Origin of the sequence: Paenibacillus sp. B-A-8 (assembly GCF_048572915.1) — a bacterium.
Classification (GTDB): domain Bacteria; phylum Bacillota; class Bacilli; order Paenibacillales; family Paenibacillaceae; genus Paenibacillus_AQ.
Genome location: NZ_CP183882.1, coordinates 3,927,791 through 3,941,438, shown reverse-complemented (window position 1 = coordinate 3,941,438; position 13,648 = coordinate 3,927,791). Strand labels below are relative to the sequence as shown.

Annotated in this window: 13 protein-coding genes; 4 read left to right on the top strand and 9 right to left on the bottom strand. The window is 43.5% G+C overall.

Annotated features, from left to right (window positions below):
* The first annotated feature begins 18 nt into the window (after window positions 1-18).
* Window positions 19-723, top strand: a complete 705-nt coding sequence (locus ACN6MV_RS17655) for a hypothetical protein (RefSeq protein ID WP_419884510.1) — start codon at window positions 19-21, stop codon at window positions 721-723.
* A 160-nt stretch (window positions 724-883) separates the two neighbouring features.
* On the opposite strand, the gene ACN6MV_RS17650 is transcribed toward ACN6MV_RS17655, so the two are convergent.
* The 6 genes from ACN6MV_RS17650 to ACN6MV_RS17625 all read right to left on the bottom strand — a co-directional run bounded on the left by ACN6MV_RS17650 (window position 884) and on the right by ACN6MV_RS17625 (window position 5,613).
* Window positions 884-1,702: an ABC transporter permease gene (locus tag ACN6MV_RS17650; protein ID WP_339286854.1), complete on the bottom strand. Its 819-nt coding sequence runs from the start codon at window positions 1,700-1,702 to the stop codon at window positions 884-886.
* Window positions 1,699-2,709 carry an ABC transporter ATP-binding protein gene (locus ACN6MV_RS17645; RefSeq protein ID WP_419886774.1) on the bottom strand — a complete coding sequence of 337 codons (1,011 nt, stop codon included), beginning with the start codon at window positions 2,707-2,709 and terminating at the stop codon, window positions 1,699-1,701. Before ACN6MV_RS17645 ends, ACN6MV_RS17650 begins: the two co-directional genes overlap by 4 nt.
* A 31-nt stretch (window positions 2,710-2,740) precedes the next feature.
* A complete protein-coding gene (locus ACN6MV_RS17640) occupies window positions 2,741-3,538 on the bottom strand; it encodes an ABC transporter permease (RefSeq protein WP_419884509.1) in 798 nt (265 codons plus the stop codon).
* A 24-nt stretch (window positions 3,539-3,562) separates the two neighbouring features.
* On the bottom strand, window positions 3,563-4,600 hold the full coding sequence (locus tag ACN6MV_RS17635) for an ArsR/SmtB family transcription factor (protein WP_076118786.1): 1,038 nt from the start codon (window positions 4,598-4,600) through the stop codon (window positions 3,563-3,565).
* 188 nt (window positions 4,601-4,788) lie between these two features.
* Entirely contained in the window at window positions 4,789-5,001 is a 213-nt protein-coding gene (locus ACN6MV_RS17630; RefSeq protein ID WP_076118784.1) for a hypothetical protein, read from the bottom strand.
* A gap of 99 nt (window positions 5,002-5,100) precedes the next feature.
* Complete coding sequence (locus tag ACN6MV_RS17625) at window positions 5,101-5,613, bottom strand: MogA/MoaB family molybdenum cofactor biosynthesis protein (RefSeq protein ID WP_081389814.1); 513 nt, start codon at window positions 5,611-5,613, stop codon at window positions 5,101-5,103.
* 172 nt (window positions 5,614-5,785) lie between these two features.
* Here ACN6MV_RS17625 and ACN6MV_RS17620 point away from each other — a divergent pair, with 172 nt between their 5' ends.
* The 3 genes from ACN6MV_RS17620 (at window position 5,786) to ACN6MV_RS17610 (ending at window position 7,958) form a co-directional block, all read left to right on the top strand.
* Window positions 5,786-6,811 (top strand): CobW family GTP-binding protein, encoded by a 1,026-nt coding sequence (locus ACN6MV_RS17620; RefSeq protein ID WP_419884508.1) that lies wholly within the window; start codon window positions 5,786-5,788, stop codon window positions 6,809-6,811.
* Between the two features lie 94 nt (window positions 6,812-6,905).
* Window positions 6,906-7,253, top strand: a complete 348-nt coding sequence (locus ACN6MV_RS17615; RefSeq protein ID WP_042128424.1) for a four-helix bundle copper-binding protein — start codon at window positions 6,906-6,908, stop codon at window positions 7,251-7,253.
* Between the two features lie 240 nt (window positions 7,254-7,493).
* A complete protein-coding gene (locus tag ACN6MV_RS17610) occupies window positions 7,494-7,958 on the top strand; it encodes a hypothetical protein (RefSeq protein ID WP_042128422.1) in 465 nt (154 codons plus the stop codon).
* Here the strand turns inward: ACN6MV_RS17610 and ACN6MV_RS17605 are convergent.
* From ACN6MV_RS17605 to ACN6MV_RS17595, 3 genes are all read right to left on the bottom strand, one after another.
* The gene (locus ACN6MV_RS17605) at window positions 7,935-9,188 is read right to left on the bottom strand and encodes a winged helix-turn-helix domain-containing protein (protein WP_419884507.1); all 1,254 of its coding nucleotides are present in this window, start codon (window positions 9,186-9,188) and stop codon (window positions 7,935-7,937) included. The two genes, ACN6MV_RS17610 and ACN6MV_RS17605, sit on opposite strands and share 24 nt — an antisense overlap.
* Before the next feature lie 107 nt (window positions 9,189-9,295).
* Window positions 9,296-11,383, bottom strand: a complete 2,088-nt coding sequence (locus ACN6MV_RS17600) for an ABC transporter ATP-binding protein (RefSeq protein WP_139328502.1) — start codon at window positions 11,381-11,383, stop codon at window positions 9,296-9,298.
* A 47-nt stretch (window positions 11,384-11,430) separates the two neighbouring features.
* Complete coding sequence (locus ACN6MV_RS17595; protein WP_042128416.1) at window positions 11,431-13,179, bottom strand: ABC transporter ATP-binding protein; 1,749 nt, start codon at window positions 13,177-13,179, stop codon at window positions 11,431-11,433.
* Between the last annotated feature and the right edge of the window lie 469 nt (window positions 13,180-13,648).

Below are 13,648 nucleotides of genomic sequence, written 5' to 3'. Positions count from 1 at the left end.
TAGGGAGGGATGATTCTATTGAGCTGGATTCTATGGATATGCTTTTTTGTTTCATTACTATTGTCTTATGTTGATCAGCGAAAGGCATTGAAGTTAAAAGACTGGATGATCATAATAGGGGCGTTTTTACTTTGTGAGTTCTACGTCAATTTATTTGGGTTGCTGATTCCTGTTGGTTTTATCATTGGATTGATTGTTATGAATAAAAAGAAAACATTTCTTTACTCAAAAGCACTACTATTTGGTTTGATTAGTGTTTGTGTTATTTTTTATGGCCCTAAGATTAGTTTGAATGAAATCCATGAGCTAACGAAGGCTAATAAATATACTGAGCAATTTAATAAGATTAAATCCGTCTCACAATTTTCCGTCGAATCAGATATAAATGATGTACTCTCGACGTCAGCAAATCATCTAAAAGATAAAAATCCAAACTCAGAAATTCCTGTAGACGACCCTCATGTAGCCTTTAGTATATGGGTTCTCCAGCATAGAAATGTAGCTCTTAAAGATTTAGATTGGTTATGGTATAAAGCTCCTTTAGAATTACATTATTATTGGCAAATTAATCGTCCCGATCCATTGGTTACTCTTGAATATGTTGTTTTTAATGAGGTTGGATACATGGGTGTTTTTGAAAGAGAGAATACGACTAGTCCTTACTATTTACGTATGATTTTTGAGTTTGATCGGTTGAAAACAAATAACCCACAAATCCCTTGATCATATAAAATGGAGGTTTATCACTAAATTACGTCTAATGAATGGATATTTGCGCGTACAAAGTGGTTATCGGACTCCAGGGCAGTTAGTTATTAGCTTGGAAAACAACAAAAAAGGCTGTGAGATTGGAATAATCCAAACTCTCCTGTCACTTGATAGGTTAGAACAAATTCCAGTTCCCTTTAACCCTAGCATGTTGTTCTGCCCTAAGCAAAAGATAGCGGGTACAAATAACAAGCCCTACACTACCCACAATTAATGCTCCTAGAGCCAACCACCAGGTGAACCCTATATTATCGTACAAAGCTCCCCGCACGAGAACTAGGCTATAGGTAACCGGAAAGAGAAGTGATAAACCGGTCGCCCATATTGGAAATACCGCTGGAGGAATCCGAACCCCGCCGAACAACTCCATAGGCGCTTGAAAGATGTAATATAACAGACCCGAATCTCGTGAAAATAGCGATATCGCACAGAGCAAAGCTCCCCAAATGACCGCAGAAATCATAATCAATGCTAATATAGGAAGTAAGACCCCCCAATGAATAGATGATACATCCGTTATAAAAAGGAAGGTTAGGCAGGAGAAGGCTGCAAACATCCATATACCGTGAAAAAGAGAGTATAAGGAACGCCCGTACAGAAATGCCATTTTGGAAGCAGGTGTTAAGAATATCATCTCCAATGTGCCGCCTTTGCGTTCCTGTTCGAATAGCCAGGCTGCCTGAACAACCGTCCAATATAATTGGAAGACGAGATAACCACTAAGCAGAAATAACGGAATTCGCCCGTCTGGAATTACCCTGGAGAGCGTGGAGCCTGCTCCGTTTCTAAAGGGCTGCATCGTAAAGTAGGAGGTCAGAAAGGTAAGCGCCGGCCAGAGAAGGAGTGAAAAAAATACTGCATGCCCCTTAACTCGGTTTCGATGCTGCTTCGTGACCTCGGCGCTAAGAGTTAGCCATAAACTGCTTAAGTTCATGAGACCCTTCCTTCCGAAAGAAGGATGATAGCATCTTCCAATGTAGGCTTCTCAGTAGCGAATCCAGTAATGCTTAAGCCGTGCTCAGTAGTCCAAGGTAGTAGTTCAGTAATCATGCGATCTGCGGAGGGAGTCATTACTGAGATTCGATGTGGCTCATCTGTACGTAGAGCTATTACTCCTTCAGCTTCAGCTTTGATAAGCTCTGCAGGGTGTATAAGCGTTCTTAGATGCTTCAAAAGCTTGGGACGTAGTGATTCACTCCAACCCGTTACATCCAAATGTGCAGTTTGTGAACCAGCGACTTGACGGACAATATGTTCCGGCTTGTCACAGAGCAGCAGTTCTCCACGATTTAGTACATAGACACGGTCACACAGCTCTTCGACCTCCTGCAAATAATGGCTGGTGAGTAGGATGCCTTTACCACTGTCAGATGCAAGTTTCCTCACAGTACTGCGAAGCTGCCTAGCGATTGGTGCATCTAGACCGAGTGTAGGCTCATCAAGGAATAAATATTGTGGATCGTTAATAAGTCCTCTGGCGATTTGCAGACGTTGTTTCATCCCTTTAGAATATTGTTCAACAGGCTGGTCAGCCGCTTCAGTTAGTCCAACTTCTTCTAGTAAACGATTCGATTCTCGTTCGATGTGAGAGGTGCTCATCCCATATAGTTTTCCGAAGTACTGTAAATTTTCTCTACCGGTGAGCCGCCAATATAACATTCGTTCCCCACCAGCAATCATATTTACTTTTTGTTGAATCACTTGTCTATTCTTCGTCATGGCCATTCCATCTACTTCTATATTACCTGAAGTCGGTTCAAGTAGAGTAGAGAGCATGCGGATCGTAGTGGTTTTTCCAGCACCATTTAGGCCAAGAAGACCCACAATTTCTCCAGGGACAATATTCAGAGACAGAGATTTTACTGCGGAGACGGATCTCTTCTCGGAACGGAACCAGCCTTGTCTATGCTTCGTTTCATAAATTTTAGTGACCTCATTCATAGTAATCACTTTGGTTTCACTCCTTCTCATACTAGAATCGTTCGAATAAGCCCCGTTCAACGCGATGATTCGTCCATAGTCCAATGGTTATGTACAGAATGCTTAACAATAAAATCGGGTAAAAATCATGAAGTCGGATCAATTCTCCAGTAAGCAACGTCCCCCGGAGGAGTTGAAGCGCATGGGTCAGCGGGAATATTTCACCTACAGTCTGTAATATCTCAGGTAAATACTGCCTTGGAAATTGAAATCCGCATAACAGAGCGGTAATCGTAAATAACGTATTTTGCACAATGAATGTGTCCCGTGTATAGAGCATTATGCTTCCTAGTACTAGAGCCATGGCAAAACAAGATAGTAAATATAGTAAACTTCCCAAGAGGATAGAAAACACATGTACAGAAGGTAAATGTAATCCGGCTAGAAGACCGAATGAGAGGACCACCAGCAACTCGAACCCACTCCGATATAACTGCTGAACTGCATTCCCTAGAAAATAACCGCTCCGACTAGAAGGGGAGAGTAGGAGTGCCTCTAGTGTACCTTCCCGCCATTCGGTAATGAGCGCTCTTGATACATTCATCATCATGCTGACGGAAAAGATGCTGAGTAAACCACCAATGATTACGAAGGTTAAATAGTCATTACTGCCAGCGTAGATTGCGAATTTTGAATCGACATCTCCTTTAATTAAGTAGACATATGAAAAATATGAGATTAGTACGAGATAGGCCCCTTCAATGATGTGTCCGAATGTAAAGGTCCAGGGAAAGGCTCTAAGATTGGCCTTTTGGTTCCTTTTTAGGGTTGCGATAGCGGTATGCCACAAACGAATCTACTCCTTTCAAATATATCATTGTTCCAGATATTGCCTTTGCAGAACGATTAGACTATCAAAGGATTCTTTATGGACTGAATAGAATAAATAGTTTCCCTTACGCTCAGACTTGGTGAATCCAGCTTCAGTAAGCTGCTTTAATTGTTTGGATACTGCAGCCTCAGAGATCCCCAATACTGGCGCAAGCTGTTTCGTACAATGAGGACCTTTCCACAGAATCTTCAAAATACGCATTCGTGTATCATCACTTAAGGCTTTGAGTTGACGCAGCAGGTCGCTTGGTGGACCGTCATTATAAGCTTGACCTGGAATATCGACGGTTAGAGGTAAGAATAAAGTATCCTCGTTCCAGCCAATAAGCAGGTGTGGGAATATAAATGAAGAAGGAAACACAAACACCTGCTGCAAAGTTTCATATGGAAAATAATAAGTATGTGCTTTTTGTGCGGTTAGTGTCCCATTCTCAGCTGAGAGGCGAGGGTGCAGCGTACGTAATGCTTTTTCCGGAGTGCGACTGGCTGAATCTTGAAAATGAGCGGCAGTGGTATTCATCCAAGGCTGGATATAGTCCCATTCCTGACGAAAATAATCTTGTTCATAAGTAATTAATGTTTCGATCAGTAGATTTCGTACACTGCCTAAATTCTCGATCAAAATCTGCATAGGTGCATTGATTAAAGCTCCGGAATTACTGCTATCCGAACCACACAGGGCTTCCACAATCGTACTTAATGTGACTTTTTGGTTCATCATTAGATACACAAATTCCGCATCTGGAAGTTTACACAGCATAGTGATCCCTTGCTTGCAAGAAATGGGGGCACCTGTTTGATCTGGAAGATCTAAGAGTGCTATCCAGCCGTCAGACAACTCTCCTAAGGACAGGATGTCCTGTTGGAGTGCGATAGGCATTGTTTTCTTGAGAGATAGCGCCCACTGCAATCGTTTCGGATGGTGCTCCGGTTGATACAAGACATGCAGACTGCATAATAATTCGTGAAAAGGGCTGACAATCGTTTTAATTTTTCGATTTAATGTTGGGAGTGAGCTCATCTCGTTCCTTTCCGATTAACCGTTTGGTTAATCAAAAACCACTTTCGCGTAAAGTGTTCAAAATTATAGGGGCAATGGTCGATATTGTCAAATATTTTCTGCAAAAAAAAGCGAGAGAAGACCCATTGCATTTAGCACGGGGCTGTCTCTCACTTATTGGGGACTTTTAATAGTGTTGTGAAGTAGAGTTATCTTCCGCCTCTTGGCATCATGGAGTTGTCAACAAATACATCTTTAACGGAATAGGTGTAGCAATGACGTGGTACGGGTACACAATGGTGACGTCTAACGATTTCAACAGGATGAATCACATTTACTACTTGTGGGTGGAAGTGATCTTGATAAATGACCTTAGGTGGGTCAGTAACGGTTTGGGCCGGGCATTTTGGACAATCAGACATTTCCTTCAGCTCCTTTTGTGTGTGGACTTACCGTATTATACGCACAGAACAAAAGCCTGCTTGGTTGTTTGTCTATTGTATTTAAAAATGGGTATTAGCTTAACGCTTGTAAATTTCACGCATGACATGGCGAAGTTCGGGGATAATTAACCGTTCCATAGCCAGCTTTACGGCTCCAGTAGAGCCAGGCATCGAGAAGATTGCGGTCTTTCCCATGGTGCCGGCAATGGCTCGACTAAGAATGGCAGCTGAACCGATGTCCTCTGTGAAGCTTAGCATCCGGAAAATCTCACCGAAGCCAGGTAATGTTTTATCTAGCAAAGAGGCAACAGCTTCATAGGTCGTATCCCGTGGAGAAATCCCTGTTCCACCAGTCAGGAGTACCGTTTCTATTCCGGCATGGTCGACACATTTATACAATAGCTCACGAATATCCTGATAATTGTCTTTTGTAATGGTGCTGCCTATCACTTCATACCCGGCTTCTACGAGCAAAGATTTAATCAAAGCTCCTCCGGTATCTGTTTCGGTAGTCCTGGTGTCCGAGACAGTAATGATATAGCAGGAAACGGTTTGTGGCGCTTCTTTCCGATGTTCTTCAACAGATGACAAATGGCTCAACTCCTAAATTAGAGATGTTTTCATGATAGGGTATGGCTGAAATAAAGACAAGCTGACTTAGACTTACAAAAAGCACCTGGAATTTTCGGTACCGCTTGCGTGCTTCGCGCGCATGTAGTACACTCGCTACACATAACTGTAATTTGCTGGGGAGCGATGAAACATGGAACAGGTCGTACCTGTGTATATATTGTCAGGATTTCTGGGAAGCGGCAAAACAACACTGCTGCAGCGTCTACTAGATCATTGGAAAAATCAAGGTTCACGTCCTGCAGTAGTGATGAATGAACTGGGTGAAGTGAATTTGGATGGATTGCTAGTTGAGCAAACTGTCCCTATGGCAGAACTGCTTGGTGGATGCATATGCTGTTCTTTCCGAAGTGATCTCAGTACAGAGCTGGCTACTCTGATCAAGAAGGAGTCTCCAGATGTCGTAGTGATTGAGGCAACAGGCGCCGCGAATCCGCTGGAAATTGTGGATGGCGTAACCGAGATTTCGTTATATCAAAAAGTAGAGCTGAAAAGCTTGATCACCGTCGTTGACGCCGCGCATCTTCTGGAACTGTATCGCGCGCAGCAGGGGCAAACGTATCGTTTGATGCAGGAGCAGATTCGCTGCGCTTCTGTCTTGTTATTAAATAAAATTGACCGTGTAACCGCAGAAGAGGCGGAGGAGGTTAACGCTGTACTGCGGAAATGGAACGCTTATGCACCCATTCTGCCAACTGTACGTTGTGAGGTGGATACGGAGGAACTGCTGCGTGATGCAGGTGGAGTTCTTACAGATGCACAATTGGAAGAGACTGAGGACGCGAGTGTAAGCTCATCACATCATGAAGATGAACACACTACTAGTGGCACACATGCTACTCACGATCATGTTATGGCGTACACACATTATTTTAAACGTCCAGTAAACAGTGAGGAATTCGAACAGTTTGTTAAGGAACTGCCGCGTGATGTTTATCGAGCTAAAGGTATTGTGACCTTTAATGACACTTCCAGCCGGTTTCTTTTCCAATATGCCTATCGTGAAGCTGATTTTATGAAAATTACACCACAAGGCGAAGTGCCTGACGTAGCGGTATTTATCGGTGAACATTTCTCATCTAGCGAGCTGCGCACTAGGCTTCTGGAGATGGAAGGACGTAACTACGTTCGTCCTAGTACAGTTAAGAGAAGCCTATAATCAGATCTCCTTGTCAGAAGTTGTAATGGTTCATTCCTAATCTTGTAGGTTAATAGTATCGCATACCCTATAAAAATACAGGAGGTTTAAGGCTATGACCCGAATTCAATATCAGGAGTGCATTGACGCTTGTTTGGAAAGTATGAATGCCTGTAATTATAGCTATGTCTCAAGCCTAAAAGAATATGATCTTGCTTCTCTACGTGAAAGCATGCGGTTAGATCGTGAATGTGCGGATATTTGTTCTTATGCCGTACAAGCGATGACTCGCCAAAGTCCGTTTGTAGCCGGAATTCTTCGTCTGTGTGCCGAAATTTGTGAAGCCTGTGCAGATGAAAGCAGCAAGCATATACATACACATTGTCAGGAATGTATCGATGCCTGCCGTAGATGTGCTGAGGCGTGCCGTTTGATTAGCGATGCGGTTGAAGTATACGCGTAAGATTGTATACTCAAACTAACTATATATAAGCAAATGACCAGACCATTGCTGTGGATGTACAGCATGGTCTGTTTTTCTTTTTAGCACAAGGTTAGATTTATTTTTGTTTCTTGAAGAGGAAATATGTAGTGAACTGGAGAATTAACAGTAGATGTGAAGCGAACATAAACTTCTCCAAATCACCTGGATAATATCAGTTTATTATAGCTCTGGCAGACCGTACAGAAGTGGAGGGGAAAGATGAAGCATACACAAGTACCAGAGAGTGAACAATCAAAGGAGTTATTTGCATATTTTGGACTGGCAGTTTATTATGGTCAAGCCCTAGAACAACAGTTGACCAATTTGTTATTGCTCACCAAATTATCTCAAGGCAAAGCGCCCACAGAAGCAGACCTGACGGATCTGTATCAGCGAAAACTCAGCAATTCACTCGGTCAACTCATCAAAGAAATCCAGCATCACTTTCCTTTCTCAGAGCAAGAAACCGCTCAGCTAGAAGAAGTGTGGAAACAGCGAAACCATATTGTTCACGATTATTTCAAGGAACGGATACAAGAAACGTTTACCCCCGCTGGAAGGGCAAAAATGATCGAGGAGTTAAAACGATTCAAAAATAAAGCTAGAAGGCTTGAAATCAAATTACAAGGTTATTGCACAGAAATGTTCACGAAGCTGGGGTTAGAAGAGGAGAAGTTGTTCTAATAACCCTTCTAATCCGCAGCCCTCTACAACCTCCGGTCTAAATTGAATCTTAGAAGCTCTAACGCAGCGTGAGAGTGCAGATAAAGCTTCGCCTAATGCCGGAAGCATCTCTGGCGTTAGGTGCTCACCCGGTTCCCACCACCAATTCACAATGTTCAATGTTTGGCTCTTCTTATCCATCACCGGTTCAAATCTCCCAATTAAACGATCATTATACAATAAAGGCAGTACATAATAACCATACTCCCGTTCCAAGGCGGGTTTATAGACTTCCCAGCGGTAATGAAATCCGAATAATTGGCGGATTAATTCTCGATCCCATAACAAGTTATCCAGTGGTGCTAATACCGCCGCAAACGAATAATTTGATTGACGCGCATCTTCTTCAGATTCCTGTAGTAATACAGCTTCTAAAGATGGCGCGTCTATGCTACGGATGTAGAGTGGAAGCTTAATACCTTCCACTAGAACTTCCCTGAGACTATCCGCTATTAACAGCCTTTGAATCGCGGCAGTACGTTCTTTGCTCTTCAGACCGGAAATCCCTAGCCAGCCGTCTCCGGATTTATTCCATAACAGTCCGATGCTGCCTATTCTACGCAGCACATACCAATCATGAAATTGTTCATCAGTGGGGTTAGGATCTTCAGTGTTTAAAAGATGATGAGGAAGCAAGCGTTCTGAGAAATCGTAATAACGGCGGGTATGAACACGATGATGAACGACTACTTCACCCCAAAAGTACATACTTTCCAACGCGGCCCGAGTTAACCTAGCTGGAGCCCAAGCCCAATCTACCTTGTCCTTACCATCTAGATCCAGAGAGGAGAGAGGCCCGCGCTTCAATAACTCTTCACGAACCTGCGCTACTGTAACCATTACAGGTTCATTTGCCTGATGGTACGAGGCTGATGCATCTCTTCTGCGTTTAAAAAAAGGCCAGTCCTCTGTACAATAAATGGACATGTTCTTGTCCCAGCCATCTAATAATAGTCTGTCCTGATACAGAAGCTCCTGGGCTTGTTCGGGTATGAACCCGGGAACTCGTGCTTGGAGAACAAGCTCATGGTTATGGCCTGCGATGTTAAGTGGATCATATTGAATACAACCTACGTGACGGACATAATCATAAATGCTAAGTTTACCGGCAGGAAGTGCACCTTTAGTTAACTTTTGGTGAGCCAGGAGAAAAAGTCGAGCTTGCTTCTTAGATACTGTGTATGTACGCATCAAATGCCCCCTTGACCTTTATGTATTATTTTTCATTTTACAGAACAAATGTTCTAATATCAAGTATATAAAAACCCTGAATCACTGGATGTGACTCAGGGCATATTTTACATTTTCTCTAACGATGGTTGCAAGCTACCTAATGAAGGTCTTGAGGGTGCACCATTATTATTGTCTATACTGTTAGAACCAGCACCTACTTGTAGCTGGTACATTCGGAAGTATCTACCGCCGAGTGCCATTAGCTCATCGTGACTACCCCGTTCGACGATCTCTCCGTGATGCAGAACAAGAATCTGATCTGCACTGCGAATGGTCGATAGACGGTGTGCGATGATGAATGTGGTGCGACCTTTTTTAAGAACTTCTAGTGCATCTTGAATGACGCTTTCTGTCTCCGTATCGATATTGGAGGTGGCTTCATCAAGAATTAGAATAGCTGGGTCGAAGGAGAGCGCTCTGGCAAAAGAAATTAATTGCCGCTGTCCTGCGGATAAGGTACTCCCTTTTTCAATAACGGGTTCATCAAAACCTTGAGGAAGGTGAGCTAACAATTTATCAGCTCCGACTTCCCGTAAAGCCCGTTCTACCCGTTCGCGTGAGATTCGTTCATCTCCTAGGCTGACATTGGAAGCAATGGTACCAGTGAAGAGGTAAGGGTCTTGAAGAACAATCCCCATGTGATTGCGCAGCCACTGTTTCGGAATATCCGTAACCTTCTGGCCATCAATCGTGATTTCCCCTTTTTGCGGATCATAGAACCGGAATAACAAGTTGATAATCGAGCTTTTACCAGATCCGGTGTGACCTACTAGAGCAACAGTTTCTCCCGGGCGTGCTTCAAAGGAAATATCGCGAAGGACGAAGTCTTTTTTGTAGGCAAAAGATACATTCTTAAACTCCACTTTTCCTTTATAACGCGGCATGGAACCATCGGTAACATTCTCCCCGGGCTCATCCATAAGTGTAAAGACACGACCCGCAGATACCATAGAAGTGTCGAGGTTTGCGAGTTGATTCACCATACCCGTAATCGGTTGGAACAAACGTCCAAGCACATCGACGAAGGCGTACAGCACACCTAAAGATACAAATGTAGAACCCGTAATACTGCCATGTCCGAAATACCAAAGCACCATCACAAAAGAGAGACTGCGTAGAGAGTTCACCAGGTTGTGGGAGGTAAAGGCATTCAGATTCAACATTTTATTCTGATATTTCAAGTAGTCATCGTTCAGATTCTCAAATTCTTCACCAAGCTGCTTTTGACGGCGGAATATGCGAACGATGGACATTCCTTGAATCGATTCATTAATGATAGCGTTGATCTCACTCAGGCGTGAGCGGATGATCGTATTGTATTTTGTTGCGATTTTACGATAAAGCACGATCCAAAGAATAAGAATCGGGATGATGAACAAGCTGATCAGACCTAGTCGAACGTCAAGCAAGAACAAGGCGATGTATACGCCAGTAATATTAATAATACCGGTACTGAAATTGGAGAGAACCGCAATAAAGAGATCCTTAATCGCCTCGGTATCATTAGTAACACGTGACACTACCTTACCTGCTGGCAGGTTGTCAAAAAAGTAAACCGGAAGTCGCTGAATATGCGCATACACATCGGTTCGCAGCTTTCGGATTACCTGATTCGCCGAAGATTGCAGCCAATAAGTCTTGCCGAATTCGGCAAAGATCGAGATGACTAGGAAGATAGCGTACAAACCGACCAGCTGATAAATTCCTGGAAGCTCAGGTTTGTAAAAATCGAACAGCTCATCTGCTGATAGTTTAACCGCAGGATAGATGGCTTCATCTTCACCGCGCGTGATATGCATTTCACCATTGCTGAACTTTCGCTCACCATCAGGCTGTGTTACAGCTTCATTAATAAAGTAAAAGGTTCTTCCCTCTTGCAGAATGCGAATTTCTTGACCCTTAGCTTCCCCGGGTTCAAAACGGTCTCCGCGTTTGTAATAAGTGTTGTTATACTGAACCGCCTCATCTGGAGACGTAGTACTAAAATAAGGCTTTTCGATGGCCAACATATGATTGTCAATCATACTTTTGGCGATAAATGGGCCTGCCAGTTCCGCCGCTACCCCGATGGAAAGGAGCAGAAGAGCTGCGATAAAGGTTTTTTTCGCAGTCAATGCGTATTCAAGCAGGCGTTTGCCTGTACTCTTTGTCAACGGTGACACCTCCTAAATGTTTTGCATAATCATAGCTAGTATGTCTTTTAATCATTCGATAAATTATTCTCTACTTGCTGCCGGTCATACTGCTCACGATACCAACCATTCATATCCAGCAGCTCTTGGTGCGTGCCACGTTCCACGATATGTCCGTTATCCAGTACGACGATAATGTCGGCATGTTGAACAGCTGAGAGGCGGTGCGTAGAGATTAATGTAGTCTTTCCTGCACGCTCTTGTCGGATGTTCTCGATAATCTGAGCTTCGGTACGAGCGTCAACAGCGGATAAGGCATCGTCAAGAATCAGAACATCTGGATTTGCGATAAAGGCTCTGGATAAGGATACACGTTGCTTTTGTCCACCGGATAAGGATACTCCACGTTCACCCACCAATGTATCTAAACCATCGGATAATGTTCCTAAGTCATTTTGGAAGGCGGCAGCTGTGATAGCTTTCATGATCGTATCGTCATCCGCGTTGTCTAGACCAAATTGAATATTCTGACGTACTGATTTGGAGAAAAGGATCTGCTCTTGAGGAACATAACCCATCCAGCTGTGTAGCTGATCCAATGAAATCTGTTGAATCGGAACTCCAGAGATGAGGATTTCACCATTACCTGTCGGATATTCACGAAGCAGCTGTTTGAGGAGCGTTGATTTACCGCTTCCCGTACGACCGACTACACCTAGTGTTTGCCCTTGGTTCAAGGTCAGACTGACATTGGTTAGATTGTCAATCGTCGATGAGGGATAACGGAATGTCACATCGTTTAGTTCAATTCGGGTAGGATTGGCAACATGAACCGGTTGTGCAGCACTCTGAACATCCGCTTTGGAGTTTAGGGTCTCATCAATACGTTCGAGAGAGGCACCACCACGTTGCATGATGTTAATTAGCTCTCCAATGGCGAACATCGGCCACACAATCATCCCGAGGTACATATTGAAGGAGACAAGATCACCTAGCGTGATCTGATTTCGGAACACAAGATAAATCCCATAGGTAAGACCGATAATGTAGCTGAGCCCTACGCAGAACCGAATCGTCGGTTCGAAGAAGGCATCGACACGGGCGACAGCCATGTTCTTGTTGTATACATCTTCAGTAATATCTGAGAAACGTTTCTCATCGAGTCTTTCTTGTACATAAGCTCGGATAACTCGAACACCTGAGACAGATTCGAGAACCTGATCATTCATATCCCCGAATGCATCTTGTGCTAAACTGTAGCGATCATGGATAGCCTTACCATAAAAAATCATAGCTATTGCAATTAATGGTAATGGCAATACTGCTGCAAGAGTCAGCTTCCAGCTGACAAGAAAACCCATTGCGAACAATACGACTGTGAGGTAGATCGTAGAATCCACCAGTGTGAGCATCCCAAATCCAACGGTAGCTGAGACAGCTCTGATATCGTTGGTTGCCCGGGCCATCAGGTCGCCGGTTCTATTGCGTTCGAAAAACGATGGGGTCATGGTCATCAAATGATTCATAAATCTCGAGCGCAGTAGGCGCTCTACGAGGTTGGAGCCTCCGAATAATTTGTGCATCCATATGTAGGTAATCCAATAAATGACTAGCAGCAAAAGGAGGATCATACCGATATATTTGGCTAATGATGCTGTAGTTATCGAACCGCGTACTATGTCGTCAATGGCATTGCCTAGTAGGCGTGGGGGGAGTAATTCAAGAACACCAACACCAATTAGTAAGATCAGGCCAATCAGGTAACGCTTTTTTTCTCGGCGAAAGAACCAGCCAAGATTGCGGAGAACGGAGAACAAGTAAATCCCTTCCTTTCGAGTTGAAGTAATAGCTGTGACGTTGAAAAAAGCAGAAGTGGTTATCTCTACAGCCAAGAAAAAAACGACGGTGCCGTCCTTTAAAGATGACAACCGACAAAAAAGGCATATCATCCGAAAACGGACGATATGCCTGTAATTTACAGCTATCATGCGCACGGTGCTATACAGCACCAGGCATGCGAGAGACCTTCAAGAACTAAAGTTATACGATCAATTACACTCGCAGGGAACTTCAGGATGGTTTCACCACTTGGGCTGCTTCGGTATTCGGTTGATTGGAAATTCCAACAATAGTGATATGATATGGCTGTAACTTCGTAAACACCGCGCTCACCCCTTTCAATGATTTAATAATAACTACTGGTAATAACTAGTAGACCGTTAGTTATGTTCAGAGTTTATCACTCGCTTCGCAAAGTTGTCAAACTAATTTTTGAGGAGCTTGGGA